At 51.5% G+C, this 26,080-nt stretch carries 22 protein-coding genes; 2 read left to right on the forward strand and 20 right to left on the reverse strand.

Annotated elements, in window-relative coordinates; translation table 11 throughout:
* Window position 1 precedes the first annotated feature (1 nt).
* Window positions 2-397 (forward strand): RidA family protein, encoded by a 396-nt coding sequence (locus NDA02_RS22435; RefSeq protein ID WP_190793474.1) that lies wholly within the window; start codon window positions 2-4, stop codon window positions 395-397.
* 111 nt (window positions 398-508) lie between these two features.
* Here the strand turns inward: NDA02_RS22435 and NDA02_RS22440 are convergent, their stop codons facing one another.
* The 7 genes from NDA02_RS22440 to NDA02_RS22470 all read right to left on the reverse strand — a co-directional run bounded on the left by NDA02_RS22440 (window position 509) and on the right by NDA02_RS22470 (window position 7,848).
* Complete coding sequence (locus NDA02_RS22440) at window positions 509-1,630, reverse strand: glycosyltransferase (RefSeq protein WP_348255943.1); 1,122 nt, start codon at window positions 1,628-1,630, stop codon at window positions 509-511.
* Between the two features lie 770 nt (window positions 1,631-2,400).
* Entirely contained in the window at window positions 2,401-3,582 is a 1,182-nt protein-coding gene (locus NDA02_RS22445; RefSeq protein WP_348255945.1) for an MFS transporter, read from the reverse strand.
* An 8-nt stretch (window positions 3,583-3,590) separates the two neighbouring features.
* Window positions 3,591-3,938 (reverse strand): hypothetical protein, encoded by a 348-nt coding sequence (locus tag NDA02_RS22450; RefSeq protein ID WP_348255947.1) that lies wholly within the window; start codon window positions 3,936-3,938, stop codon window positions 3,591-3,593.
* Complete coding sequence (locus tag NDA02_RS22455) at window positions 3,922-5,526, reverse strand: cryptochrome/photolyase family protein (RefSeq protein WP_348255948.1); 1,605 nt, start codon at window positions 5,524-5,526, stop codon at window positions 3,922-3,924. Before NDA02_RS22455 ends, NDA02_RS22450 begins: the two co-directional genes overlap by 17 nt.
* 199 nt (window positions 5,527-5,725) lie before the next feature.
* Window positions 5,726-6,871, reverse strand: coding sequence for a DNA topoisomerase IB (locus tag NDA02_RS22460; RefSeq protein ID WP_348248167.1), 1,146 nt, complete (start codon window positions 6,869-6,871; stop codon window positions 5,726-5,728).
* A gap of 158 nt (window positions 6,872-7,029) precedes the next feature.
* Window positions 7,030-7,413, reverse strand: a complete 384-nt coding sequence (locus NDA02_RS22465) for a BON domain-containing protein (RefSeq protein ID WP_190789599.1) — start codon at window positions 7,411-7,413, stop codon at window positions 7,030-7,032.
* A gap of 225 nt (window positions 7,414-7,638) precedes the next feature.
* On the reverse strand, window positions 7,639-7,848 hold the full coding sequence (locus NDA02_RS22470) for an acetyltransferase (protein WP_190789598.1): 210 nt from the start codon (window positions 7,846-7,848) through the stop codon (window positions 7,639-7,641).
* A gap of 359 nt (window positions 7,849-8,207) precedes the next feature.
* Between NDA02_RS22470 and NDA02_RS22475 the strand changes: the two genes are divergently transcribed.
* Complete coding sequence (locus NDA02_RS22475) at window positions 8,208-8,921, forward strand: hypothetical protein (protein ID WP_348248168.1); 714 nt, start codon at window positions 8,208-8,210, stop codon at window positions 8,919-8,921.
* Here the strand turns inward: NDA02_RS22475 and NDA02_RS22480 are convergent.
* From NDA02_RS22480 to NDA02_RS22540, 13 genes are all read right to left on the reverse strand, one after another.
* On the reverse strand, window positions 8,918-10,030 hold the full coding sequence (locus NDA02_RS22480) for a glycosyltransferase (RefSeq protein WP_348255949.1): 1,113 nt from the start codon (window positions 10,028-10,030) through the stop codon (window positions 8,918-8,920). The two genes, NDA02_RS22475 and NDA02_RS22480, sit on opposite strands and share 4 nt — an antisense overlap.
* A 7-nt stretch (window positions 10,031-10,037) precedes the next feature.
* Window positions 10,038-11,246, reverse strand: coding sequence for a glycosyltransferase (locus tag NDA02_RS22485; RefSeq protein WP_199296749.1), 1,209 nt, complete (start codon window positions 11,244-11,246; stop codon window positions 10,038-10,040).
* A complete protein-coding gene (locus tag NDA02_RS22490) occupies window positions 11,246-13,450 on the reverse strand; it encodes a glycosyltransferase family 9 protein (RefSeq protein WP_190793753.1) in 2,205 nt (734 codons plus the stop codon). Before NDA02_RS22490 ends, NDA02_RS22485 begins: the two co-directional genes overlap by 1 nt.
* 14 nt (window positions 13,451-13,464) lie before the next feature.
* On the reverse strand, window positions 13,465-14,271 hold the full coding sequence (locus NDA02_RS22495) for a glycosyltransferase family A protein (protein WP_190793754.1): 807 nt from the start codon (window positions 14,269-14,271) through the stop codon (window positions 13,465-13,467).
* 60 nt (window positions 14,272-14,331) lie between these two features.
* The gene (gene waaF / locus NDA02_RS22500) at window positions 14,332-15,447 is read right to left on the reverse strand and encodes a lipopolysaccharide heptosyltransferase II (RefSeq protein WP_190793755.1); all 1,116 of its coding nucleotides are present in this window, start codon (window positions 15,445-15,447) and stop codon (window positions 14,332-14,334) included.
* A 33-nt stretch (window positions 15,448-15,480) separates the two neighbouring features.
* A complete protein-coding gene (gene rfaE2 / locus NDA02_RS22505; protein ID WP_190793756.1) occupies window positions 15,481-16,980 on the reverse strand; it encodes a D-glycero-beta-D-manno-heptose 1-phosphate adenylyltransferase in 1,500 nt (499 codons plus the stop codon).
* Window positions 16,977-17,735: an HAD family hydrolase gene (locus NDA02_RS22510; protein ID WP_199296750.1), complete on the reverse strand. Its 759-nt coding sequence runs from the start codon at window positions 17,733-17,735 to the stop codon at window positions 16,977-16,979. Before NDA02_RS22510 ends, rfaE2 begins: the two co-directional genes overlap by 4 nt.
* A gap of 146 nt (window positions 17,736-17,881) precedes the next feature.
* The gene (locus tag NDA02_RS22515; protein ID WP_190793757.1) at window positions 17,882-18,607 is read right to left on the reverse strand and encodes an SDR family oxidoreductase; all 726 of its coding nucleotides are present in this window, start codon (window positions 18,605-18,607) and stop codon (window positions 17,882-17,884) included.
* Between the two features lie 111 nt (window positions 18,608-18,718).
* Complete coding sequence (locus tag NDA02_RS22520; protein WP_190793758.1) at window positions 18,719-20,689, reverse strand: glycosyltransferase; 1,971 nt, start codon at window positions 20,687-20,689, stop codon at window positions 18,719-18,721.
* Between the two features lie 191 nt (window positions 20,690-20,880).
* Window positions 20,881-21,885 carry a glycosyltransferase family 4 protein gene (locus NDA02_RS22525; RefSeq protein WP_190793759.1) on the reverse strand — a complete coding sequence of 335 codons (1,005 nt, stop codon included), beginning with the start codon at window positions 21,883-21,885 and terminating at the stop codon, window positions 20,881-20,883.
* A 49-nt stretch (window positions 21,886-21,934) separates the two neighbouring features.
* Window positions 21,935-22,468 carry a hypothetical protein gene (locus NDA02_RS22530; protein WP_190793760.1) on the reverse strand — a complete coding sequence of 178 codons (534 nt, stop codon included), beginning with the start codon at window positions 22,466-22,468 and terminating at the stop codon, window positions 21,935-21,937.
* Window positions 22,458-23,522, reverse strand: coding sequence for a glycosyltransferase family 9 protein (locus tag NDA02_RS22535; protein WP_190793761.1), 1,065 nt, complete (start codon window positions 23,520-23,522; stop codon window positions 22,458-22,460). The genes NDA02_RS22530 and NDA02_RS22535 overlap by 11 nt, the downstream gene beginning before the upstream one ends.
* Before the next feature lie 894 nt (window positions 23,523-24,416).
* The gene (locus NDA02_RS22540; RefSeq protein WP_348248176.1) at window positions 24,417-25,667 is read right to left on the reverse strand and encodes a helix-turn-helix domain-containing protein; all 1,251 of its coding nucleotides are present in this window, start codon (window positions 25,665-25,667) and stop codon (window positions 24,417-24,419) included.
* Window positions 25,668-26,080 lie beyond the last annotated feature (413 nt).

Raw genomic sequence — 26,080 nt, forward strand, 5'->3', positions numbered from 1 at the left:
AATGAGCCGTCAGCTAATTTCTTCGGGTTCATCGTTTGAGCGGGAAGTCGCGTATTCCAGAGCAGTTGTGGATGGAGGTTGGGTTTTTGTTTCTGGGACAACTGGATTTGATTATCAAACGATGACCATTTCTGACAATGTGGTTGAACAAGCCGAGCAGTGTTTTCAAAATATCAATGCTGCCCTGATTGAAGCAGGATGTACGCTGCAAGATGTGGTGCGGGTTCGCTACATTCTGCCAGATCGCGCTGACTTTGAGCCTTGTTGGAGTGTGTTTCGGCGGTATTTTGAAAATGTGCGTCCTGCGTCCACCATGTTTGTTGCCGGACTTGCCGACCCGCGCATGAAGATCGAAATTGAAGTGACTGCTCGTAAACTGACCGCTCGTAGATTCTAGAGTGCAGAAGCAATAAGAAAGCAGGGGCAAAACTCCTGAGAATCATGCCCCCACATCTTTTCACTCCTATAGTTGTGATCTGCGGTTTTAGATACGGCGATCGCGACAGAACTAAGCGGCTGCGAGTATCGTTTCAGCTTCAAGTGGTGCTAAAGGGGCAGCAGTGCGGATCAAACCCTCTATCTTGTGAACGAACTTGTTCTCGGTGAAGTAGGCTCTATACGCTTCGCGGGCATTGTGAGCAATCTGCTCTGCCTCGTCAGGATTTGCCAGATAGTAGCGGCACTTCTCTTCGAGATCTGCAAAGTCCCACCGCACCGGAACATAGGTTTTGCCAGGGATAAAGATATTGGGTTCAACATCAATGTGATCGACCAGAGGCTTGATCAGCAGGCATCCGTGGCAGGCTGCTTCATAGTCGCGCCAGGTAATTTCTCCCCAGCCAAACGGGCTAAACGCAATGCGACTCCGCTTCAGATCGTGCAGATATTGCCGGGATGAGATGGTTTGCTCACCCGAAAATTCGCCGCTCACCGAGAGCGTATAGTCAGAAGCCATTCGCTTGAGCGCTTCGACACCCAGCATCCGGTGCTGACCATACCATTCCAGGTTGTTTCTTGGCCCGTAGGACACATGACAAACGACATCGATGCTCTTTTTACTGCCCTGGTTCCAGAACATTGGCTTATGGAACAGTGCTTCCTGGAACCGCTTGGTCAGGGTCACGAACCAGCCCGTTTCGATTCGGGATTCATAGCCTGCCGGAACTTCAGATTGGACAGACCAATCCTTAATGTCGTATCCCAGCTCATTCACTAAATAATCGGTGATGACCGTCCCCCCCTTCAGCGGGTTCAGATATTGGCTGACATCCTTGAGTCGCTGATACTTCAGGAAGCGATCGACATAAGGCAAAACGCCGAAAAAGCGGCTGCTGGTTTGATCGAACGGGTCGATAAAGACAATCAGCGCATTGGGTTGACGATCGCGAAACTTCTCCATCACCAGGGTGACATCGCTCGGATTCTCTCGCCAGCAGGGGCGCACGAAATACGCATCGGCGGTTTGCAGGCTTACCGCTTCAATCTCTTTTAGAGAACGCGCCTCAACATGCTTAAACTCAAAGCCCAGTTCGCGACGCAGACATTGCCGATTATCAAAGAACGGAAAGAGCTGGGAGAACGGAATCGAGTCCGTCTTGATATCTGTGCTGCCGATAACGATTGCTTTCATACTGCTTCTGATGAGGAAAGGAACGAAAAATGGCTGAAACCTGGCAGGAGTAGGGAGGCTTTGGAATACGCGCTAAGACGTAAAAGTCTGCCAGCAATCTATGACCAATTGCCAAACTGGTTTCACTGATAAATCGTGGTATGAGCGACGGTGGCTGTGCTGAGATCTACCCTTCCAGGAAGAAGCAACCTCTCTCAAGAAGCGGCACAATAACTTTGTAATGTGGCCCTGGAAAGTAGTGTTGCACTGATAAATCTTTTACAACTAAATCTCCTGCAACCAGAGACCTCAGCAGATAGGAGCCATCGATAAGCTTTTCATAAAGAAGTTCTACCGTATTTACTCTATCCGTACTGGTGAAATCCGATATGCCAGCATTATCACCAATGTCACCTGCTCTAAGCAATAGTTCATAGGCTGGAGAATGTGAAGAAGGGGGGAAGTTTTATGAAGAAGAGCTAAAGCGACCGAGTTGGACGCCTGGTAGCTCTACTGTATTACTGGAACATTACTGGAACTAGTTATGTCAGTATTATTACTATCCTGCTCGCCTTTCGCAATAATGGATGGACTAGAAAAGGTAAAGAAGCGAGAGAATTTCGTAAAGGAAGTTTAAAGCTAATTTTTAAGGTAAAGCCCCGAAGAGAATTCAGTAAAAGAACTTTATAAAGCTAATTTCTGATGAAAAGATAAGTATCTGGCTTGGACTGATGGCAGCATGATGATGGCACAAGGACGCCGTTGTCCTGGGTGATGATTGCCAGCCTGCCTTACTTGTCCCTTGTCCGATCGATTGAAGCTGCTGGAGAGCAGTGTTCCGCATGGGGAAGCGGTTGAGCAAACTGCCGCAGCGCAACCAGACTTGCTCCACTTCCCAGACTGCCCAGGATGAGAAATAAGTCATTTAACGGCAGCACAGCAACGAGCAGCTGTACCCCTGCCCCCCCTAAGGTCATGCCCCCGTCAAACCCGGCGAGAAAAACGCTGTACACCCGACCGCGAACCGCCTGCGGAGCCGACAGCGACACCACGGCAGACAGCACCGGAAACAGAGAGCCAAATCCCAGCCCATAAACGATCGACCATAGCATCAGCCACTCAGGCGCGATCGATAGCCCTATCAGCGCTGTCCCCGAACAAAAGATGCCCAAACTCACAATCCATCGGCGAGAAAGGCGGTTGCCCCATCGCCCCAGCCCAAACCGAACCAGCACCGCAACCAGTGCATTCAGGCTATAGAAGAGGGCAGCATTCGGCACAAACAGCGGTAGAAAAGTCACGACTGCGCCATGCAGAAATGAATTTGTAAAAAACAGCAGCGTCGCGTCTCGCACCGGATAACGGAGAATCGTCTTCCAGGGAAAGCTACGGTTGACGATCGCCTGACGGTTTGGCGGTGGAGAGGACGATTTCCAGGGCAGCGGCAGACTGAAAACAATGCCAACCAGCGTCAGAGCCCCCATCAGCAGCACCGTGTGGGAAAAGCCGCCCTGCCGAAACACCAGCGATCCCAGCAGCGGACCTAGCGAGAAGCCGATCGTATTACTCATTGCCAGATATCCCAGCAACGCCGTCCGACGCTCTGGGGGAACCAGATCCACCAGCAGGGTTTGAGAAGCTGTGCCAAATGCCGCCTGACTAATACCGTGCAGCACCCGCACCCCCATAAGCCAGAAAGGAGTCGGCGACCAGAGATAGAGCGGCAAAATTGCCAGCATAATACCCAGCCCTATCCAAAGCACTGGTTTACGTCCCCAGCGATCAATTAGCCAGCCAATGGGCGGACGAAAAAACAGCAGCCCGATCGCCATTGCCCCCACCACAAACCCGAGCGGCGCATCCTGCCAGCGTTGGTTTACATAAAGCGGCAACACCGGAAACAGCACCGTTACCTGTGTGAAGTACACCAGCATTCCGATGCAGATGCAGAATAAGGACAAGCGATGAGGCATACCTCATCCTATGGTTTTTCTGCCGTTTCTGCGGGTTTGGGCAGGCTCGATCGCTGCTCCCTTCTCCAGGTAAGGCTATTCTGATTGAGCTGTTCCAGATAGGAATTAGGTTGAGTAATAATGGCTTCTGCGAGATCGATCGCCTGCTGGAGCTGCAATGCGGTGAGCTGTTGGTAGGCGGGAACCTTACCGCGTTCCAGAACTTCGTACCAGCATTGTCCCAACAAATTATCGAGGATGATGCGCTGAAAGCAGTGGTTATCGCTGACGGGAAACCTGCGCTGTTGTGCAAGCTGGGGCAGAGTACGATTCGTCAGTTCAAGATAGCGGCTGCGAAGTTCAAGCAGATGGGTCATGTGGATCAGGCTTAGAAGAATGGGGCGTGCAGGGCAGGAGGTATTCGGTTTGCTGATGGTTAATACGCCAGTCAGCGGCCTGCTGCTGGATTTGCGCCAGTTCTTCAGATGCGATGCGATTTAGGTTGAGCAGAATGTGCTTCATGCGATCGTTGTTTTGGAGCTTGGAATGGTGCCGCGCCAGAAAGTCCCAGTAAAAGAAATTGAACGGGCAGGCATCCGCTCCGGTGCGCCGTTTGGGGTTGTAATCGCAGTGCTTGCAGTAGTCGCTCATTGTGTTGACGTAGTTCGCCGAGGCAGCGTAGGGCTTAGATGCCATCAGTCCGCCGTCGGCGTATTGTCCCATGCCAATCACGTTTGCCTGCATTACCCAGTCGTAGCCGTCGATAAAGGCAGTGTGGAACCAGTCCTGCAATTCCTGCGGTGAGACTCCGGCGATCAGAGCAAAGTTGTTGAGCACCATGAGCCGCTGAATGTGGTGGGCATAGCCGATTTCTTTCACCTGATGGACAACCTGATGAATACAGTGCATTTGGGTTTCACCTGTCCAGTAGAAAGCAGGCAAGGGCTGATGGTGGTCGAAGAAATTGCGATCGGGATACTCCTCGCCCATGTAGTGATAAATGCCGTGCATATATTCCCGCCAGCCCAGAATTTGCCGGATAAAGCCCTCGATGCTGCTGAGCTGCCATTCACCCTGGGGATCGTTGTGCTGGCTGTCGTAATAGCCCTGCTCGGCTGCCTGAATCACCTCGATCGGATGCAGTAGTCCCAGATTGAGATAGGGCGATAGCATCGCGTGCCACAGGGTTTGCTCGCCTGTGATCATCGCGTCCTGGTACGGTCCGAAGTTTGAGAGGCGGGTTTGAATAAAAAAGTCGAGCACTTGCCTTGCCTGCGATCGCGTTACTCCCCAGCGAAAAGGCTCGATCTGCCAGTAGGTGTTGCTCTCTTCGAAGGCGGGAGACTGTTTGAGCCAGTCGATCACGTCTTGGGTAATGGCATCCGGTTCAAACCAGAGGGCTTCGGGCAGCGTTAGTTTTCCTTTGGGCGGCTTGCGATTTTCGCGATCGAAATTCCACCGACCGCCGAGGGGCTGCTTCCCCTGCATCAAGATATTGAAGCGTTGCCGTCCCTCGCGATAAAAGTCCTCCATAATCAGCCGCTTGCGGGAGTCTGCCCACTCCGTGAAGGCTGTCTCTGTCCAGATAAAGCGATTGCTGGGCGTGAAGGTGACCGTGCAGGGGAGATCAAGGGATTGAATCAGCAAGCGAAAGGGGCGATCGGTGGGGGTCATCACCCGCAGTTCGGTAATCCTATATTCCGCAATCCAGGCTTTGAGCGGCGTTTCAAAGTCTTCCTCGATTCGATATGTTACCTGCCATCCGGCTTCGCGAAGCTCCTGAGCAAAGTGGCGCATCGCCGACCAGACCAGGACGAGCTTTTGCAAATGGTAGGGCAGCTTTTGCGCGTGGCGAACAGATTCAATCAAGAGAACAGGCGTTTCCTGCTGACGCGAAAGACAGCTTTGGAGCGCAGATTGTTCTAGCCAGAGCTGATCGCCAAAAATCCAGATGCCGATCGTCATTGAGAAATGAGGGGGTGAGGAATTAAGGAGTGTGAGCGGTTCCATTGTCCCCTAAATTGCCCAGGCTGAGGGGCTTGGACATTTGGAGGAGAGCCTTTTCCTGAATTCGCGATTGTAGCGGCATCGGCGATCGCAATTGAGCCAGCCTAAAGGACTGGAACGAAGCTTACCGCTCAAACAGAACCTTGTAAAAATTTCCTCAAGCCGCGATCGACTTTTGCTTACTTTTCGCTGATTTTCGCTTCGGCTTTTCCGCTTCGGGCTGCAGGGCTGCGGTGTAAGCTTCTAGGACGGCGAGTACGGCGCGTTCTTCCTGACGGAGTTGATATTTAGCAGCTTCCACAGCTTCGATCGCCTCTTCAAGCTCGATTAGCGATTGGGTCAGGTCGAACAGCTTTTCTTCCAGGTAGGCATCCAGAATACTGGGGTGGACGTAGTATTTGCGACAAGTGGCTGGACGATTGCCCAGGCGTTTAGCGGTGTTTTTGATAGCTTCGGTAACGTTCTTTTTTGCCTGCGTTTGAGAAGAAAACAGTCCGATCATGTGCAGTTCTTGCAGGGCATGAACCGTGCCCATCCAGGTACGAAAATCTTTGGCAGTGAAGTTCTCTTGGGTAATCTCGTAAAGATAGTCGTTTACGTCTTTAGAGTCGATCGTCTGACGTTCACCGTTTTCGTCGATGTATTGAAATAATTCTTGCCCCGGTACATCACGACAGGATTTAACAATGCGGGCTAAGCGTCGATCGCCTAATTCAATTTCGTGTTCTACACCGCTTTTTCCGCGAAAGTGAAATACAATCTTCGTGCTGGTGACTTCGATATGCTCATCACGCAGCGTGGTGAGTCCAAAAGAATCGTTCGTTTGGGCATATTCTTCGTTGCCCACCCGGATCAGGGTTTTCTCTAAAAGCTGAACTACAGTTGCCAGCACTTTTTCACGGCGCAGACCGGGCAGGCGCAGATGGCGATCAGTTTGTTCGCGAATCAGGGGCAACGCCTGAGCAAAGCGCACCATGCGATCGAATTTAGTTTGGCTGCGGATTTTGCGCCAGTCAGCGTGATAGCGATACTGTTTGCGTTCTTTTGCATCGCGTCCGGTTGCTTGCAAGTGTCCGTCGGGTAATGGACAAATCCAAACGTCTGTCCAGGCGGGCGGAATAATTAATGCTTTGAAACGCTCTAGTTCTTCAGGATCCTGAATTGGACGACCATCTACGCCAAGATACACAAATTCATCTCCCGATCGTTCTCGACGAATGCCGGGAATCGTATCGCTAACATAGCGTAAACCAACTGCTTTAGCGGACTCGATCGGACTGATAGTAGATTCGGCGCTCAACATAGATTCTGATCCAAAAGATTCTGCCCTAAAAATTAGAAACAGGGCTAGATGCGCGATGCAATCTGCCCCTTTGTCGCTTTTTGGGAGGTAAGTTGAAACGTTAAAACGAGTTTGTGGTACAGCCTCGATCGAACGAATCAGTTTGGTGTTTTTGATGCTTAACCGACCGTCACCTGGCTGGTATCAACATTTGTTGCACCACTTACTCCACGGGCAACAGACGTCATTTTTTGCACGATTTCCTGATTTGGGGCTTTTCCTTTCAGAACAACCGTGCCGCCTGTTTGAGCCACATAAACCGTGTCAATGTCATCAATGCCCGGATCTTGGTCAAATGCCAGCGCAACTCGCTTTGCCAGACCGCTCTGATCGTATTCCCCGTTCAAGCCAACCCGCTCCGGAGGAATTGATTCCTGACCGCCTTGAGCTGCCGTTGCTGCATTACCGCCTTGAGCTGCCGCTGCTACATTTGCTTGAGGCTGAGCCTGAGCTTGATTTTGCTGAGGCTTCTGAGCTCCGAATAATCTTTGTAGCCAACCCATTGGCTGTATCTCCTCAAAATGGTGTTCACTATCCGTCCGCAGACGATACTTTTATTAGAAACAATTCATTGCAGTCAGCAATCGATCTAGAGACATAGGGAGTTTTTACCCCCTTATCTCGCTGCTTGAATCCTGCTTGAATGCTTTTTGATCATGCCTGATCTAAGCAAAGCGAAAGAAAACTGCAAGGCGAAAGAAAACCGATCGCCTTAGTTCGAGCAATAATTAGTTCGAGCGATAATCTGCATCTCGCCAGCAGCGAGGCAGCTCTTCTCCAGAAGGAAAAACTAGCGTGTCTTTCCCAATTTCTTCGGGCGGCTGTTCTTCCTGACCTTCCTGAATTCTGCCTTTAATCGTGTCGTGCGACGGGTTAATTAGCTCTTCTGTATCCATCACTTCGATTAATACACCCGTTTGTTTGTCTTGTAGAATCATTGTTTTAAGTTGAGATCTTTACTTTACTTTGAAAGTAACGAATGAAAGAACGGCTTATCCTCTATCAAGAGGGACAGTTTCCATAAACAGGTACCGAGAAATTGGAGAAATTGGATAAGTCTTAGGAAAGAAATCCGCTTAACGATGAGCAGACTTCCCTCGCAGGAAGGACGGTTGACGAAAACAGAATCCGATACGGTAAGGGGTAAGTTCGGTGAGAAGTGAGTCCCTGCAACGTTCCCTTGCTGAATCGGTTTCTTGCTGAATCAGCAGAACGACTTTGTGAGAACTGCTCTGTGACCAGAAGCTTGCGACTAAAGGCTTAAGCTGGGTGTTTTAGATAAAATTGGCAAACCGCTATGAGTAAACAGGTTATTGATCCACGAATTGCTCGACGAAGTGATCGACGACGCGAAGCCGTAATTAATCCTCATCCCGACCCGATCACCGGAGAAACTGGATCGCACCCGATCGCAACTGGAATTGGGGCAGGAATTGTCGGCACAATCGGGATGCTGGTGGGTTCTGTGACGGGTCCGGTGGGAGCGATTGCAGGCGCGGCGATCGGCAGTATTTTGGGTGGACTAGTGGGTAAGAGTGCTGCCGAAGCCACCCATCCAACGATCGAAGATTACGACGTGCAGGTGATTGAACCGCGCGATGTTCCCCGTGGAAGTGTTGCCTCGCATCGCCGAATTGAGCCTGTTTCTGTTCAAGCGGTTTATGCTTCTGGGGCCACCCCGCCAACGGTCGAGCAGTCCATTATTCATGCGGCGCTGCGCGGACGGAATTCTCTGGTTGCTAACGAAGATCAATACTGGCAGCAGCATTACACGGCACAGCCTTACTATCAATCGGGGTTGACCTACCGGGATTACCAGCCTGCATATCGTCTGGGCTACGAAGGCTACACGCGCTATCACGGCACAGGCATGAGCTACGACGAAGTTGAACCCGAACTTCAGCAGCAGTATGAGCAAGAGCGGCGATTGTCCTGGTTAGGTTGGGAGCAAGCCCGTCCTGCGGTGAGAGCAGGCTGGCATCGACTCGAGCAGGCATTTCGCGGTCGCTAATCCTTAGGACGAGGCACTTTCAATCGGGGAACTGGGGGACGATCGAGCAACTCTCGCCAGAGGGTTTCGTAGCGGCACGTCATCGTTCCCACTGTGAAGTGAGCCAGAGCCGTATCGCGGGCTTGCTTGCCGAGCTGATGCCGAAATTCGGGATTGTCTCGCAGGCGTTTGAGCGATCGAGTTAAGCCGTCTACATCGTTTTTGTCGATCAGCAGCCCTGTTATCCCATCTTGAATCGCTTCCGGCATACTGCCAACTCGGGTTGCAATCACCGGACGCGCCGCCAGCATGGCTTCGACCATTGCCAGGGGAAACCCTTCCGATCGTGAAGGCATCGCCACCACGTCAAACTGGGGCAAATAAGACTGCGGGCGATCGACCCATCCTGGCATTTCCACTCGATCGCGAATGCCCAGATCGCTTGACAGCTTTTCCAGATTCGATCGTTCGCCGCCATCTCCCAAAATCACCGCCCGCACCTGGGGAACCCGTGCCACTGCTCGTAGCAAAATATCGTGTGCCTTCATCGCATCGAGTCGTCCGATACTGCCGACGGTGATTTGTGCTGGGTTCTGATATGCAGGCAACTCCGGTTCGCCCCCATCCGGCACCCCATTAGGGATGGAAATCACACTGTTTCTGCCCAGCGCGTAGAAATCTTCCATCTTAGTTGCGCTTGCCTGACCCACTGCCACATGAGCATCCGATCGCAAACCAAGGGCACGAGTTCGCCACAGGGTCAGCATATCCGTTGTCCGCAGGGGAAGCTGATCGACCCGCACCACCCGCACCTTAGGTAAGGACAGAGCTGCAGCTAAACCGATCGCCCCCGCCCAGGGTGTACACAAGTTGCAGTGAATAATATCAGGATGTAGCTGTTGAAATGTGCGGCGATGTTCTAAGAATGCTCCTATACCAGAAGCAGGAAGAATAAAGCGATCGATCTCTGAACGACTCGCAGCAATAAAATGAACAACCTTTTCATCAACACCCACAACAGTCAGATGAATTTCTGAAGAAACGGTTGCAGCCAGATGCGATAAACTGATCTCCGCGCCGCCAATTCCCGCAGAGTCGGTATAAACAGTGACGCGCAAAGTTGAAGTCATTTCTCTTTCAACTCACATCGCGATAGATTTGCAAATGTTTCTCAGCGATATCTGACCAGGAAAAAGACTGGCTGAACTCACAACCCACCTGAGCAAGATTTTGACGCAGTGAAGCATCAGACAGAATATGAGTAAGCGCAATCGTTAATTCTTCAACGGAACGGGGAGGGATAAAATAAGCGATCGAATCTGGCAATTCTGGATCAGGTGGACTTGCATAAGTCGCAATAACAGGAAGTTGATGCTGCATTAATGCCAGAAGCGAACCGCTCTTGAGCGTCACGCCATGATTAAAAGGTAAGACTCCGATATCTATACCTGATAAGTAGTCGGATACCGATCGCTCATCTAAATATCCGGTCATGTGAACGCTTGGTTGAAGTTGAAGAGAAGCAATGTGAGACTCTAATTTTTCCCAGTAGCGATCGGCTTCTGTACCTCGCAGTGCCAAACTTTCTACACCGCCGATCAGAAGCAGTTTTGCTCGCGGAATTTGAGTGATTACTTGCTGAAAAGCAGACAGCAGCGTTTCCAGTCCTTTTACCGGGTGCAGGAAGCCGAAAAACGCCACAAGCAGCGAATCGTTTGACCAGTTTAACCGCTGAAGAATTCGTAATTTTGCGTCGGTTTTATTGTGTTTTGCTTGCTCGATGTTGGGGGCGATCGGGATGCGATGGAGCCTTTCTTTTAGGGCAGGAAGCCGTTTAACGATCACTTGTTCTGCATCATGGTTTGTCGTAATTACGGCATCACTCAACGTGAGCAGAAAGCCGTCTTCCTCATCCCACCAGCCGCGCTGCTGTCCCCATTGCTTGAGGCGATCGAGCCACTGGGCAGGAAAATAGTCTGGCTCCCAGTTCCACCAGCCGTATTCGTGAATGGTGGTGACAATCGGCTTGTGCCAGCACGTAAGCCGCAGCAGCAAAGGCAGCAGAAAAATCGATCGATCGAAGCCGTAGGTTCCCGCTGCGTGTTGCAGGTGCAGCAGGTCTGCGTCGGTTTGATGAACTGCCCGAACCAGGGAAAAAAGTTCGGTGATGTGCCAGCGATCGATCGCGCCTTTCACGGTTCGCTCACTGCCATTTGCAACCGATCGAGTGGTAAGGACGATCGACTCAACCCCGGATAGAGCCAACCTTTCGCGCAGATGCTGAGTGTAGTGTGCAACTCCGCAGCGATCGGGCTGGTAGGTTCCGGCAATCAGGGCGACACGCATCAGCAATTCTCCACAAAGGGAAGTTCAGATTCCAGAACAGGTTCCAGGACAGGTTTCAGAACAGAGAGGGCAGCCTGCACGATCGCTTCTGGCTCGATATCCAGACACTCCAGGTGGTAGGGACAGGCAAAGGCATAGCAGGGGCTACACACCGTCGGACGACGCAGCAGCCGAGAAGGACTATAGCGGGGTTGCCACTGGCACTCGTATTCGGTTCCGGCAAACATGACGACATTGGGCACTTGCAGCGCATCCACGATATGCATGGTTGAAGTGTTGTTGGTCAACACCAGTTTTGCGTTGGCAATCAGGGCAACCAGTTCCGGCAGGGTTGTCATTCCCATCAGGTCAACCGCTCGATCACCCAAAATCGATAAAATCTCCTGCGATCGATCGCGGTCTTTTTCAACGCCGGTGACAATCACTGACCATCCGGTGAGGTCGCTGAGACGACGGGCAGCTTCCGCAAAACGATCGGGGGCATAGTTGCGCGACTGGCAAGTTGTCCATGGATTGAGCAGCAGGTAGGGTGTTTCAGCAGGGATGCCTCTGGTATGCAGCAGATGAGCGATCGCGGTTTGTGCTTCTGGAGAAATGTGCAGCGACAGGGCGCGATCGGTGACGGTAAACCCGATCGACTCGACTAGCCGCAGATTGCGATCGACCTGATGAATTTCGTCGGGAGCAGGCGGAACAGCATGGGTGAGCGTTCCCAGATCGGTTTCTTTGGATTCGCCCAGTCGTAGAGGAATGCCTGCCAGCGCACAAATGAGAGCTGCCGGATGGGGACTCTGGCTAAAGCTAGTGAGAATGATGACAGCATCAAATTGCCTTTGTCGCAGCCTGTCGATCAAGTTCCATTCTCGTGCCGGGTCAAAGTCCAGCCGTCCGAGATCCTGCCACAGCACCCGCCAAGGCAATCCTGCATCAATCCAGGGCAGCAAAGGTTCCGTGAGCATTCCGCCTGGACTTGCCATCAGCGTAATCTTTGCATCAGGCAGATTTTCCCGCAAGGCACGTAGCGTTGGGGTTGTCATCATCACATCGCCGATGTTGTCCAGCCGCATCACCAGCAGATTCTTCACCGATCGCCAGTCAGAATTTGACTCCGTGGGGGAGGGGGGCAAGGGCGTTAAAGAGGCAATGGCTCCTAAAGGGGAACTGCTTCGCCTTGGATCAGGAGCTATTTCTTTGCAACGGGACAGCAGCGATCGCGCAGCCTCCAACACTTGCGCCGGAGTAATTTCATCCAGGCAGGTTTGCCATTCCAACGGACAGTTGCCGCTATACCAGCAGGCTTGCTCGGTGAAATTGTGAATTCGACGATCGCCGCACTGCGGATAGCCCTGAAGATTTACATGGGGTTCCGGCTGCCCATAGCGTCCGTGCCAGGAAGGTCCAAATAAGGTGATAGTGGGCGCGTTGACTGCTGCCGCAATTCGCACGGGTCCGGTATCCGCTCCGATGACCAGATCGGCAAACGAGAAAGCGGCTGCTAACTGCCGCAAACTACCCCGCTCCCAAAGTGAAACTTTGCCGTCTGAACCATTGCCACCTATTGCCTCTGCGATTTGCACTGTCTGATCGCGATCGGCTCCCACCACAATCTGAATCGATGCGCTGTACTGCTGCTGAAGGGCTTGCCCAAGCTGCACAAAATCAGCCTCCGCCCAGCGTTTGATTGCCATTCCCGCATCAATGCAGAAGAACACCAGTGGACGATAAGCTGCCCCGAGCTGCCGCTGTGCCTCCAGCTTCTCCGATACCGTCAGATGAAGCTCTGCCTGACGCTGCATCAACGCTGGCTGGATCAGTCCCTCTTGCTGAAGGATCGCCAAAAATCGATCGCTCACCAATTCATTCTCAGGCGGCGATCGCCAAAGATTCGTGGCGACCTGCTCCGCGTTTGACTGCTGTACCGCTTCTGCAATGCCGTCATAGGTGGTATCCGTGACGATAAGATCAAACGATTCGCTGGCAAGCAGGCGATCGAGCGAAGCTCTTGCCTCGCCCCGTGGTGCAATCACAACCTGATCGATCAGCGGATCGGTCTGCAAAAGCTGATCCCCAGGAGCAAAGGTGAGAACCGTGACACGAGCTGCTGGATGGGACTTTGCCAGTGCATGAATTGCAGGCAGCGCAATGATCAAATCACCAATGCCGCCCAGGAGTTCGATGAAGAGGATGCGGTAGGTGTCACCCATAGATCTAACACCAATTAAATTGAAAGCAACTGTGGTGCATCATTATGCCGATCGTGAATGGTTGTAGGAATCTCCTGGTGATACACGCCGGAGGGCATCACACCACAGCCACCGTAGGTAGACATGACTCGAAGCTGCGCCAATACGTCTTCGCCGCAGTGGTTTTCTGGCAGGTCACGCCAAAACTCGAAACTGCCCACGTTTAGCAATTTGGCCCGATCGTATAAAACGCAGCCGCCGATCCAGGCAACGCGATATTTGCGGGGGCGATCGGGCGTAATGTTATGCTGCTGCTGGACGTGATAGAGATTTGCGGCGTTGTGTAGTTTATATCGCTCCCATTGGGGCGTTCCCGATCGCACGATTTCTGGCTCAACTGCTCCTTCCCACCACTCCAAAATTTGCTGATGCGGACGGACATCCTGCTTGAAGCTTAAACCGATCACCGCCGAGCCGACAAAACCACACTGCTCCTGCTGAATCGTCTGCATGAGTAGCCCGATGACCCACGGTTCTAGAATGAGATCATCGTCCAGAAACAGCACATAGGGAGCCGTTGCCTGATCGAGGAGAAATTGCCGATGTTCTGCGAGGCCGCGCCGAGGTAGATGCCTGTGGGTGGCGATCGAATGTCCGTGTGCTTCCAGAACGCGCAGGGCTGCAATCACTTCTCCAGACTGGAATGTGTTGTTCGTTTCGGTTTGATCGGAAACAATCACACGAAAATTAGTAAACGTCTGAGCGCACAGACTGGTTAACGTGACTGCTAAGGCAGCAGAACGATTACAGGTTGGAATCAGAACATCTAAAGCCGGATTCATAAAGACAATACAGAATGATTTCTAATTAACCAGCAAGAATACGATACTAATAATTTGAAACTAACAAGGAATTAAAGAGCCAGTATCGATCGCAGGAGATATATCTACCTCAGAGAGCAATTCGATCGCCGCCTTAACGACATCATCGGGATCAACAAGTCGCAAACAGTGGTGATGTTCTTCAGGACAAACGCTCTTATAACAAAGGCGACAGGGAACTTCATGATACAGAACACGATTGGGAACACGCCAGGGAGTATGCTGAAGATTCGTTAGTGCATATAGGTCTACCACAGGCGTACCCACCGCAGCCGCCAAGTGAGCGGGTCCAGTGTTATTAGAAATAAGCAGTGGGGCGATCGACAACAACGCTGCCATCTCCGATAAATTGAGGCGATCGACCAGCGAAACAGAATTTGCCTGCATTTCCGTCTGGATGAACTGCACCAGTTCCCGTTCCGGCGTGGTTCCCGTCAAAATTACCTGCAAGCCGAATTCCTGCACGAGTCGCCGCGCTGCGATCGCAAACAGCTCGGGTGGATAGCGACGCGAAGGAGCCGTTGCCCCTGGATGAATCACGACCCACGGCTGCTGTAAATCTACCCCCTGAGCTGCTAACAGGTGGCGAACGCGATCGACTGCTTCTGCGGGGATCTGGAGCTTCATGCGATCGTCTTCGAGGCTGAAGCCAACACTGCTGACCAGATCAAGCTGTCGCTGTACCTCATGGCGAATCATCTGTTCCGGTTCCGGGTCTTTGATCCAGTTGGTGAGCAACTGATAGGAATTTTCGTGACAGTGCGCCAGCCGCAAAGGAATATCTGCCATGTAACACAAAAACGCCGACGGCAAAGGATTTTGGCTGTAAACGGTAAAGATAACGGCAGCATCAAACTGCCTCGATCGCAGCCGCTCGATCATTTGAAATTCAGGCTGGCTATTGGGTCGTGGTGCGGTCGCTTTGAGCCAGGGAGCATCGTAAACAATCACGTCATCGATTTCGGGGATCAGGGGGGCGATCGTTGCACCGGCCTGAGAAGTCATTAGCGTGATTCGGCGAGGAGAATCAGAAGATGTTTTTAAGGCACGCATTGCAGGCGCAGTCATTAACACATCGCCGATCGAATCCAGCCGAACGCAGAGAATATTTTGGGCAGTGTTCCAGGAAATAGACATGGGAATGGAGTCAGGAATAGAACGGGGAATGAGTTAGCGATAAAGCTGGGGTGGAGATGGGGCAGCAGAAACAGAACGAATTTGCTCGATCGTGCGCGTGGTCGATCGATTTTCTACAAACGAGAGAATGTGAACAACACCGCCCAATTGCTCAACCAGGGGAGCTTCCGGCAATGTTTCTCGCGTATAGTCTCCGCCTTTAACAAACACATTGGGGCGAATGATTTCAATCAAATGGTGGGGAGTCAATTCAGAAAAAGGAATCACATAATCCACGGATTCCAAAGCAGTTAAGACGGTGAGGCGATCGTCTAACGCATTCACAGGTCGCCCCATTCCCTTAAGCTGACGCACGCTTTCATCGCTGTTCACGCCGACAATCAGCACATCACCCAACGCTTTTGCCTGCTGTAGGTAAGTGACATGACCGGAATGCAGCAAATCAAAGCAGCCGTTGGTAAACACAATTCGTTTTCCAGCAGTGCGGTGTGCTTCAAGGCAGCGAACGATTTGAGCGCGATCCAGGATTCGCTTGTTTGATACCGCAGGACGATCGGGCTGGAACTGCTGCCGTAATTGATTCGCTGTGCAAACGCTGGTTCCAGTTTGCTGTACCACTATCTGCGTTGCTGTCTTGGCAATCTGAGCCGCGATCGACACCGAAGCCTGCGCCGCCAAACTCAATGCCAGAGCTGTAATAAACGTATCACCCGCCCCAGAAGTGTGATTCGCAGGCACAGGCTGAGCTGGAATCTGAATCGGAGAACTCCCCGTCTGAAATAAAACTGCGCCTTCGCTATCCAACGTTACCGCAACGATTTTCGCGCCTGTGAGTTCCAACAATCGATCGCCACAAGGCAAAACTTGAGCCACCCGATCGCCCTTCTGAACAGGCAGTTCGAGGAGGCGGATTGTTTCCCCATAATTCGGCTTGACTGCCGTAGGTTTGACGCGCTGATAATTCGCAAGCTGCTTGGAATCGATCACCAAAGTTCGATCGTGCTGTGCCTGTAATTGGGCGATCGTCTCAATTAATCGCGGCGTGAGAATGCCATAGCCATAATCGGAGAGAATCACTGCATCCACTTGCGGAAAAAGCTGCGTCAGGCGATCGATTATCCCTGTTTCCAGCTCTGCTGAAATTGCCGCCGTGCTGCCCTGATCAAACCGCAGCAAAATCTGATTTTGTGACACAATCCGCTGCTTTGCCAGCGTCGCCCGATCGTGCGAAACGATCAAATGATTTCCCTCAAGCGATCGCTGCTGGAGGCTGTGCAAAAGCCGATCGCCTTCCGAGTCCTGCCCAATCACTGACAATAAAACTGGACGTGCCCCAAACGCTGCCACATTCGCCGCCACATTTGCCGCCCCGCCGGGAAAATCCTGTCGCTGATCAATCGCCACAACCGGGACTGGAGCCTCCTGACAAAGGCGATTCGCATCCCCAGCCAAATACGCATCCAGCATAACATCGCCAACCACCAGGACGCTAAATGACGACCAGCGATCGATCGAAGAAAGCAAATCGTTCATCGGCAAATCGGAGGGAGAGTGGATGGAAAAGGGAACGAAAGAGAGAAATCAGAACGATCGATTGCGAGAATCACACGAGCAGCCGCACCCAAATCAGAAACAAGATGATGCGGTAAACGCTGTGGAGATAGCTGCCACTCGGTTTCATTACCGTTATCGATCAAGATAGTGCGACAACCCGCGGCACGTCCGGCAGCCACATCATGCAAAATATCGCCAATAAACCAGGACGTACTCAGATCAATCTGGTGATCCGCTGCCGCCTGAAGCAGCAAACCCGGCTCCGGCTTTCGACAGGAACAGTTTATCGTATACGGGGCGATCGTTCCGTCTGGATGATGCGGACAATAATAAAACCCCGCTAACGGAATCCCAAACCGAGCAAGCTCCCCGGTGAGATGCTGTTGGACGATCGCCAGAGCCGTTTCCTCAAAATAGCCTCGTGCAATTCCTGACTGGTTCGTAATGATAAACAGCTTGTATCCCGCCTCATGGAGTCGTTGCAAGGCTTCGATCGCCCCTTCGCACCACTGAATTAAAGCCGGGTCAACGTTGTAGGGAACGTTCTCAATTAGCGTTCCATCTTTATCGAGAAAAACCGCTTTTTGAGGGAGAGTTTGCATTGGCAGGTTGCTTTTTTTGATACTGCTAATTGAGTGAGCGGTTTGAGTCAGGGTTCCGGCGTTCCAGATTGCCCCTAAATCCTTTAATTCCTGGAGGGCTTTGAAGTGGCTTAGCTTGCTTGGCGAACTCATAGAAGTGCCTTGTTGGGGGTTAGGCAAGAGTTTTCCTAACAGTCCTATTTTCACATTTGCAAGTTGCTCTTCTGAATCTCAAAGCCCCCCCGAATTGGGGGATTTAGGGGGCGGTGTAGAATCTCCAATGCGCTTTAAACAACCGCTTAGGGCCAGGAAGACTCCCGCATCGGAATCACTGTCACCTCTGGAATGACTGTTTCGGCAGGTTGCAGCAGCACATAGCGAATCGTGTCCGCCACATTGCGCGGATCTTGCAGCACATTTGGATCGAGCTCCGGAAATCGATCGAGCAAGAAAGGTGTTCTCATTCCGCCTGCCACGATCGCCGTTACCTTCACCCCATGCGGACGACCTTCAACGTGCAGCGCATGGCTCAAACCCATTAGTCCCCATTTACTCGCATGATAGGCAGATGCATTTGCCCAGGTCCGTTTAGCTGCCGTCGATGCCACATTCACGATATGCCCGCTGCCCTGCTGCTTCATGAGCGGAAAGACCTGCTTTGCCAGAATAAACGGAGCGCGTAAATTCACACTCAAAATTCGATCCCAATCATCGATCCCCATTTCTTCGATCGATACCGTTAAATCCGTTCCGGCATTATTCACCAGAACGTCAATTTTGCCGTGCTGATCGATGATTTTTTGAATGCTGGTCTGAATCTGCTGCTCGTCTGTAATATCTAGCGACAAAGCATACGCCTCTAACCCGCGATCGCGTAGCTTTTGCGTCAACGGCTCTGCCAGATCCATCCGAACGTCCGCAGCAACAACGATCGCCCCCGCTTCTGCTAAACTCTCACAGATCGCAGCTCCCAAACCGCGTCCGCCACCAGTTACCAGCACTACTTTTCCAGTCAACGTTTCCATTTCAATTCACTCCTATCAATTCGTCTCAAATTTATTCATTGCACAATCCACGATCGCCCCTCATCCCTTTATCTCCTCATCTCCTCACCCATCCACCCCCTTATCCACCCTTCATCCCCTCACTCCCCCAGCCTTCAACCCCATCCCTTCTACACTCGCCATCGTTCTCTCGTACTGCGGCGTTTCCCACTGTCCTAATCGAGCCGTTTCATTCGGGGCAGCAGCAAGCAATTGTTCCTCGATCAGTTCGCAGAGCAGGTGCATCACCATCAACTGCACTTCCTGAATGCGCTGAGTCTCGATCGCCGGAACCACGATCGCAATGTCTGCTAAGTGCCGCAGTTCACCACCCTCTCCGCCGAGTAGGGCGATCGTCGTCAGGTTTGCCCGTCGTGCAGCTTCAAATGCAGCAATCACGTTTTTCGATCGTCCGCTGGTACTGATGCCGATCAGCAGATCGTGCGGCTGGGCAAAAGTTTCAACCTGACGCGCAAAGATATTGTCATAGCTGACATCGTTTGCCCAGGCGGTGACAAATGCTGTGTCTGCTGTTAGTGCCATTGCCGGAAGTCCGGCGCGATGGGGACAGCAAAACCGCCCAACCAGTTCGGCTGCCAAATGCTGAGCGTCTGCCGCACTGCCGCCATTACCGCAAATCAGCAGCTTACCGCCCCGCAGAAAGCAGTTGCTCATTGCCTGAGATGCCGCTTGAATTGTCGGACGCAGAAGCCGTTGCGATCGCTGCACTGCTTTAATCACCGTCTCAAAGCCGTGGTCAAGGATTGCCATCTGGTTTGCCTCGATGCCTGCCACGGTTGAAACCCCGCTCAGCACTTCTTCATACAGGGCTGCGACTGCGCTGGTCACTTTCTGCCAGGTGAAATGCTCCTGACTGCGGCGAATTGCTTGCCGTCCAAACAGGTTCCGAAGCTGCGGGTTGCCCAGAAGATGCTGAAGCCGATCGGCAAGGGCCTCAGGCTCATTGGGAGGAACGAGATAACCCGTTTCACCATCTTTCACCGTGAATTTAACGCCGCCCACATTTGCACCGATGACGGGTGTGCCGCAAGCCATTGCCTCGATCGGCGTAATGCCAAACGGCTCGTACCAGGGAGTAGTCACAAACACATCTGCTGCGCTGTAGTAATACTTCAGCACCTCCCGTCCCCGTCTGCCGACAAAGGAGATTCGCGTTGCCACACCCAATTCTTGAGCGATCGTGTTGAGTCGCCCAATCTCAGGTGTTAATTGCGGGTCAGGGGTTTCGGCTTCGCCGCCGACAATAATCAGTCGTGCTGCAACAGGCTGTTCCTGCTGCAATTGCGCTTTTTGCAACTGTTTCTTTTGTAGCTGTGCAAACGCCCGAATCACATTGTCCACGCCTTTTCGCGGAACCATTCGCCCCAACTGCAAAATCAATGCTTCATCCGGCGGCAGTCCCAGCGTTAACCGGGCGCGGGTTTTGTCGATCGCCCAAAATTCCAACGGGTCAAAGCCACAGGGAATAATGCCGATGCGGCTGGGGTGAGCGTGATAGAGATTGAGCAAATCTTCCCGATCCTGCGGACATTCGGCGATGATATGATCTGCTTCCTGCACAACCCGATCTTCCACCGCAAAGCGATCGTCTGGAAACTGATCGGCATCACCCTGATACAGTCGCCGCACCCGTCCCAGCGCGTGAAACGTCACCACAAACGGAATCCCTAAAACCCGTTTCATGTCTGCCGCAACCAGCGCAGACATCCAAAAATTTGCGTGAACCAGATCGTAGGATGTCTGGGAGTGACACCAATCCACCATAAATGCGGTGAATTCGTTCATATACGGCAGCAGCTTTTCTTTAGGCATTGCCACCGCTGGACCTGCGGGAACATGAATGACACGCACGCCCTGTTGCCAATCCACGACTTCCGGCAAATGATCAGCATCACGACGCGTAAACACATCTACGTGATAGCCGATCGCCGCTAGATGCTTTGCCAACTGCCCCACATACACATTCTGTCCACCGCTATCGACACCGCCAAAGATGCCAAGTGGCGTTGCATGTTCGCTAATGAGTGCAATTCGTTTGGTCATAGGTGTCTTAAGAGAATAGGGTGAAGATTCAGAAACGGATTTCGGATTGATGACTGGGTTAAAATTGATGACTGGCTTAAATGATTGAGTGGAACCGAGCGATCGGGTGAAGAAGTTTGAGAGATGCTTGAAGCGTGTGAGCGGTACGTTGCCTCCTAAATCTTCTAGTGCTGGGGAGCTTTGAAGCCGGATTAGGCTCGGTTCCCCTCCAGAATCGACTTGCCAGAGCGGTGGCTCGAATTGAAACCTCCTTTCAAACTCATTGCCTGTTCAAACGCCGCATTCCAATTGCGGACAAATCGCTCGATCCCAAAGCGCGATCGTGCCTGTTCTTTGGCTCCCTGGCTCAGTCGATGGGCAGCTTCGGGGTTATCGATTAGCATTTGCATTCGATCGACTAAGGCATTCACGTTAGTATCCACAAATCCAGACACATCGTTTTCCACGACCGTTGCCAGTTCTGTTGTTGCCAGCCCCACGATCGGCATTCCCAGCATCATTGCTTCACAAACTGCTAATCCCAGGCTGGTATAGCGCACCGGATGAAAGAAAAAACGATATCGCGCTTCAAACGCAGGAAGCTGAAGATGCGTGACTTCACCAATGCCGCCCAGCGATTCTGCGTCCATGCCGACTAAATCGAGGGGGATCGATCGCTTCACCTGCTCAAAAATATCTGCGCCCAGCCGTCTACCGCGCTTCCGCAAACCGTTCGCTACCACGATCCCGCGCGGTAATTCTCCGGTGTAGGTAACCCGATCAGGAACAACGACACCATGCTCAACAACACAGGTTGGGGTGCGGTTGTTCTGCCACATCAGTTGATTGAAATGGGTGACGTGAACCAGCAGCGTTTCCGGGTCGTCTACCCAGTGGGCGGTATCGGTGGGCTGTTCGCGAGGTGGGTCATGTTCCAGATACAGGCGCGGCAAATCTCGCTGTGCTTCGGAAAGAATGTCGTACTGATCTTCCTGGTAATTGCGGCGCGACTGAAACAGAATACAGTCAAACTGCTGATGCTGCACTTCCTCGGCGGGAATATCATGCACATTCTCACCCCAGGGAAATCCGCCCAGCCGTCCGCCGTATCCTTCAGGTTTGCCCGGCTTGACAGGCAGATAGAAATCGTGGGGAGCCTGAGTCAGATAATACAAATAGCTGCCGTGAACGTGCCAGGTGAGAATTTTCAAACGCATAGTGAATCAATCGTGAATCAAATTTAACCAAAACCATCAGGAAAAACAGTTAAGCCATCGCTGTATCAGCCGGCTGCACCGGGAAAGAAGAAGACGAAATCAAATGAATCGTCTGAGCAGGAATCAAATTAACCGATCGCAGCAAATGAAGCTGATACTCCAGAGCATCAACCGGATCAAGCGGCGGCTTAACGCAGTGTGACAAAACCCCACCGCCAAACTCACAGGACTGGCCCACACGAATCGGAATGCCTGCAAGATAGCAACAGTATGCTATGAGATAAGGAGACTGTTGCGGCAGGGTGAATACGATCGCAGCATCAAACGATCGCGCTTTAAGACTCTGAATCAGACTGCTTGCGTGATCGGTCAGATCGAAAAAAGGAGAAGGAAAAGGAATCAGATCTAGCGTGGCAAGCTGTTGATCAAATAACGAATCTGGAAATGCGGCAAGAACAGAAATGCTAGTCTCCGGCAGGCTTTGCTGAAGCAGCGGCAAACTTTGAATCAATTCAGATTGACTGTCCTGATCCAAAAGACTCACCAAGAGAAGCCGCTTGACGCGCTGCCAATCAGGATGCATAAGACACCTCCTCGATGTGCAGCAAATTCAACGCTTCCCGCAAAACTTGCATCGGCGTTGCTGGCGGATACAGATGGGCATTTTCCAGCGACGGCATCACCACAATTTTGTGACGATCGCGATCGAGCGGTGCCCAGCGATGCGGTTCAGACTGCGAGAAAATTACCACACTTTTGACCTGAACTGCTGCCCCTAAATGCGAAACCCCAGTGTCGTTACAAATCAGCAAGCCTGCCTGCTGCAATAGCAACGCGAGTGCCCCCAAACTCGTTTTTCCTGCCAGGTCAATTGCTGGATACTGCATTGTCTCTGTCACTTTTTGAGTTAGCCCTTTTTCATCAGCCGTTCCCGTCAGCACAATCTGAAAATCCTGAGCCGCCAACGCATCCGCAACGACAGCAAAATGCTCGCAGTTCCAGCGGCGATCGGCGGTACTGGCTCCCGGATGGATGCAAATGTAGGACTTCGGGCGAAGCTGATAAGCTTTCAAAATAGTGTTGCACTCGTCGCGATCGGCAGCAGTGATAGGAAACTCCAGCGATTCTCCCTGCGTAGCAAGGCCCAAAAACTTCAGCAAATGGAGAGGTCGCTGCACTTCAGGCAAATGCTCTGGGTAGGGCAAAAACCAGTCGATATGGGGGCAGAACTGCCGCTGCGGAAAAAAGCCTGCCGTGCGTTTTGCACCCAGCAGCAGCGTAAAGCTATTCATTGCCGAACCGTTGCCGTGCATTTGTAGTGCCAGATCGAACGGCGCCTGCTGCACCTGCTGCATAAAAGCGATCGTCTGCTCTGCTACAAAAGGCACTTCGGGAATGCCAGGATAGCCGGGAAACTCCAGCCAGCGATCGAGATAGGCACTGAATCGCTGCACAAACGCCTTTGTCCAGGGCAGCCCAATCAACGTAATCTCTGCGGCAGGAAACACCGATCGCAAGGCACGAAAAGCAGGCACACTGCACAGCAAATCGCCTAATCCCGGCAGCGCACGTACGATCGCAATTCGCTGGGGGGCAGGGTCATCAAATTGAAGATGTCCACTGATCAAAGTCTCCATTGCCAGTCGGGGAAGGAATAAGTGAGAAATAAACTCAGTCCGCTTGTCCTTATTGGGCGCAACAAACGGCTGCGAAGAATTAACGCGGCATCAAAGAGCGGCATTAAAGATAAGCTTTCTACAATTCTGTGCAGTGACCTGAATTCACTGAATCTGCTTGTGTTGCTTAAGCCTGTGTTAGTGGGACATAAATTTGGCTTTGAAAGAATTGTCTTCGCTTCTCTAGAATCAATCTCAACTGAAGATTTTTACTAATCCAAAATTATGCCAGCAGCTCTGAGAAATCGTCTGGTAGGGGATAGGGTTATAGTAGTCAGTCGCAATTCTGGAAAGCATCAGGCAATTGCCCAAAGAACACCCGCACTTTTTTTAGGTAAGTTATGCAATTGCACAATTTTAGTTTAAGCTCACAAAAAAAAGATTACGAAAAGAAGTAATCCCGCTTAGACTTCATAGCCTTATTAGCCAAATTATACCTTTAGGTAGTAGATCAATTACTTCTCAAGCTGAATTTCTAGAGTGCTCTCTCTGCTGTCCTGAAAAGCTATCCTGAAAATACGGGCAAGTGAGCAGGCTTTAATCTCCCAATATTTGATTCCACTATTGAATTACAGCGTTTTTCACTCCCGTAAGGTACGGGGGGTATGGGCTTTCTCGCCGTACAGGGCACAGCCCCTGCACCCCATTTTTTGTACTTCAATCGCCTGAACAAGGCTGTAATGAGAGAGGACATCGCTTTTGAACCCTGCTAAACCTGCCCAACTCTCTATCAATCCTAAGAACAATCGATTCAAATCAAAATTTGAGAAGGAAGCAATGTTACCTCAACTGGCCCTCTCACCTCCCATCCACCAGGGATATCTCGCAGCAAAATAAACTGCTTTATCAACTGCTTTATCGGTAGCTATTTTGACTTTGAAGCGATCGAAGTAACAGACACAGCCGCATCTGCACCGCATCGTCAAACTTTCTTGGCTCCAATCCGGTTAGCGAAGCAATTTTATCAAGCCGATAGCTGAGTGTATTGCGGTGAATTGATAGCTGCTTTGCAGTTGTAGAAGGACAGCAGTTTTCAGCAAAGAAGGTGTTTAACGTAACCAATAATTCAGGCTCATGATCGAGCGGACTGAGTAGATATTTAGCGAGATCAATCTTCGTTTCTTCGTCTGCAACGCCCACAAAGGCAGCAATCCCCAACTCACCCAGGCAATGGACTTGATTATCGCCCTGCAATCGCTTTCCTAAAGACAGGGCGGCCCCTGCATCTTCATAAGAGCGTGCCAGTCCCCGCACGCCGGGATGATATCGACCAATGCCAACATTAATCGTCGCGCCCATGTCGTTTCTGAGCCGCAGCAACAGCGCATCCGCCGCCCGCTTGAGAGCCGCTAAATTTGCCCAGGAAGAACTCAATCCTTCAGCCACATCGTTACAGTCTGCCCACAGCCCCAGGTTTTTGCTGTTGCTGGCTTTTAAGACTGCTACTTCGCCTTCACCCAGATAAGCGCAAATCGTGTCATTCGGCAGGTGAAAAAAGCTAACAATACTGCTAATCACGACCTGTGCCCGTCGCTGCTCAATCTCAACTGCTTCCATCCCCGAAGCATTCATTTGAGGCAAGATATAACAGGCAGCATCAATGAGAATCACAGCCCTGGGTGGAGACAAATCAATCCCCAATCGTTTTGCTCGATTCCAGATGATTGTTTCATCCTCAATGCGATCGTGTAGCAGATCGTCGATTAATTCATTCTTGAGTTCATGTTGACTTGGAAGATGATGCTGTGTGGATTGATTAATCACCAGTTCAACCAATGCTTGAGCAAGGCGAGGAGAAATCATTTCACGATCGGCAGGCTTGCCAACAATTACTTCTCCGGTTTCGGTGTCATGCTGTAGCGGAATTCTGAGGAAATGAGACAGTGCCTGTTTGCCGTCCCAGTTGCTTGCCTCGCAGTTTCCCAAAGGAGTAATCGATCGCCCAACTCGGTCAGGTTCGCTGCTCGTGACAACCACTCCTCGTTCATTCGTGACAAAAACAGGAGCATAAAGCAGTTCTGCAACGCGATCGGTGACAACGCTGGCAAGCTGCACAAAACGGCTAGAGGTTTGAATCATGAATGCGTTGTGGCTAGGAATTCCCATTGCAGAAAACAAAACGTGAATTAGATTTAGAAGTCGCTGATTACTCGGCAAGAAAACTGCTTGGCAGGGAGAATAGAGTACGCCGCAGAAATCAAAAACTAAATCTGAATCACGAAAAAATATTGAAGGAACCTTAGCAATTTCAAAAAAACAATACATCTTCCTCTAGAGACAGATCCGCTCCGCTTCGAATTCCCCTCTCAGAACAGATCCCAAAACTGCCATTCTACTAACTGCCTTCCTCTCCAAAACTAACCCTATGGAACAAATCTCCTCCTCTTTTACTCATGCTCCACAAGTACTCATGCTCTACCAGAGAAATCTAGCAATCACCTCTAGTAATCATCTCTAGCAATCACCCTCCCCACCCATGCCCCCCACCCTTCTCCAATGGCTCCTCCTCCACACCCTGG

This window comes from Leptolyngbya sp. ST-U4 (assembly GCF_039962215.1).
GTDB lineage: Bacteria > Cyanobacteriota > Cyanobacteriia > Elainellales > Elainellaceae > Leptolyngbya_A.

Excerpts from the sequence above, each read along its gene's own strand:
- waaF (WP_190793755.1), bottom strand. The coding sequence starts at position 15,447 with ATGTCTATTTCCTGGAACACTGCCCAAAATATTCTCTGCGTTCGGCTG.
- NDA02_RS22445 (WP_348255945.1), bottom strand. The coding sequence starts at position 3,582 with ATGCCTCATCGCTTGTCCTTATTCTGCATCTGCATCGGAATGCTGGTG.
- NDA02_RS22525 (WP_190793759.1), bottom strand. The coding sequence starts at position 21,885 with ATGCGTTTGAAAATTCTCACCTGGCACGTTCACGGCAGCTATTTGTAT.
- rfaE2 (WP_190793756.1), bottom strand. The coding sequence starts at position 16,980 with ATGAACGATTTGCTTTCTTCGATCGATCGCTGGTCGTCATTTAGCGTC.
- NDA02_RS22450 (WP_348255947.1), bottom strand. The coding sequence starts at position 3,938 with ATGACCCATCTGCTTGAACTTCGCAGCCGCTATCTTGAACTGACGAAT.
- NDA02_RS22530 (WP_190793760.1), bottom strand. The coding sequence starts at position 22,468 with ATGCATCCTGATTGGCAGCGCGTCAAGCGGCTTCTCTTGGTGAGTCTT.
- NDA02_RS22515 (WP_190793757.1), bottom strand. The coding sequence starts at position 18,607 with ATGGAAACGTTGACTGGAAAAGTAGTGCTGGTAACTGGTGGCGGACGC.
- NDA02_RS22485 (WP_199296749.1), bottom strand. The coding sequence starts at position 11,246 with ATGCGTGTCGCCCTGATTGCCGGAACCTACCAGCCCGATCGCTGCGGA.
- NDA02_RS22490 (WP_190793753.1), bottom strand. The coding sequence starts at position 13,450 with ATGGGTGACACCTACCGCATCCTCTTCATCGAACTCCTGGGCGGCATT.
- NDA02_RS22540 (WP_348248176.1), bottom strand. The coding sequence starts at position 25,667 with ATGGGAATTCCTAGCCACAACGCATTCATGATTCAAACCTCTAGCCGT.
- NDA02_RS22460 (WP_348248167.1), bottom strand. The coding sequence starts at position 6,871 with ATGTTGAGCGCCGAATCTACTATCAGTCCGATCGAGTCCGCTAAAGCA.
- NDA02_RS22475 (WP_348248168.1), top strand. The coding sequence starts at position 8,208 with ATGAGTAAACAGGTTATTGATCCACGAATTGCTCGACGAAGTGATCGA.
- NDA02_RS22510 (WP_199296750.1), bottom strand. The coding sequence starts at position 17,735 with ATGAGTTCGCCAAGCAAGCTAAGCCACTTCAAAGCCCTCCAGGAATTA.
- NDA02_RS22480 (WP_348255949.1), bottom strand. The coding sequence starts at position 10,030 with ATGACTTCAACTTTGCGCGTCACTGTTTATACCGACTCTGCGGGAATT.
- NDA02_RS22455 (WP_348255948.1), bottom strand. The coding sequence starts at position 5,526 with ATGACGATCGGCATCTGGATTTTTGGCGATCAGCTCTGGCTAGAACAA.
- NDA02_RS22435 (WP_190793474.1), top strand. The coding sequence starts at position 2 with ATGAGCCGTCAGCTAATTTCTTCGGGTTCATCGTTTGAGCGGGAAGTC.
- NDA02_RS22495 (WP_190793754.1), bottom strand. The coding sequence starts at position 14,271 with ATGAATCCGGCTTTAGATGTTCTGATTCCAACCTGTAATCGTTCTGCT.
- NDA02_RS22440 (WP_348255943.1), bottom strand. The coding sequence starts at position 1,630 with ATGAAAGCAATCGTTATCGGCAGCACAGATATCAAGACGGACTCGATT.
- NDA02_RS22465 (WP_190789599.1), bottom strand. The coding sequence starts at position 7,413 with ATGGGTTGGCTACAAAGATTATTCGGAGCTCAGAAGCCTCAGCAAAAT.
- NDA02_RS22535 (WP_190793761.1), bottom strand. The coding sequence starts at position 23,522 with ATGGAGACTTTGATCAGTGGACATCTTCAATTTGATGACCCTGCCCCC.
- NDA02_RS22470 (WP_190789598.1), bottom strand. The coding sequence starts at position 7,848 with ATGATTCTACAAGACAAACAAACGGGTGTATTAATCGAAGTGATGGAT.
- NDA02_RS22520 (WP_190793758.1), bottom strand. The coding sequence starts at position 20,689 with ATGACCAAACGAATTGCACTCATTAGCGAACATGCAACGCCACTTGGC.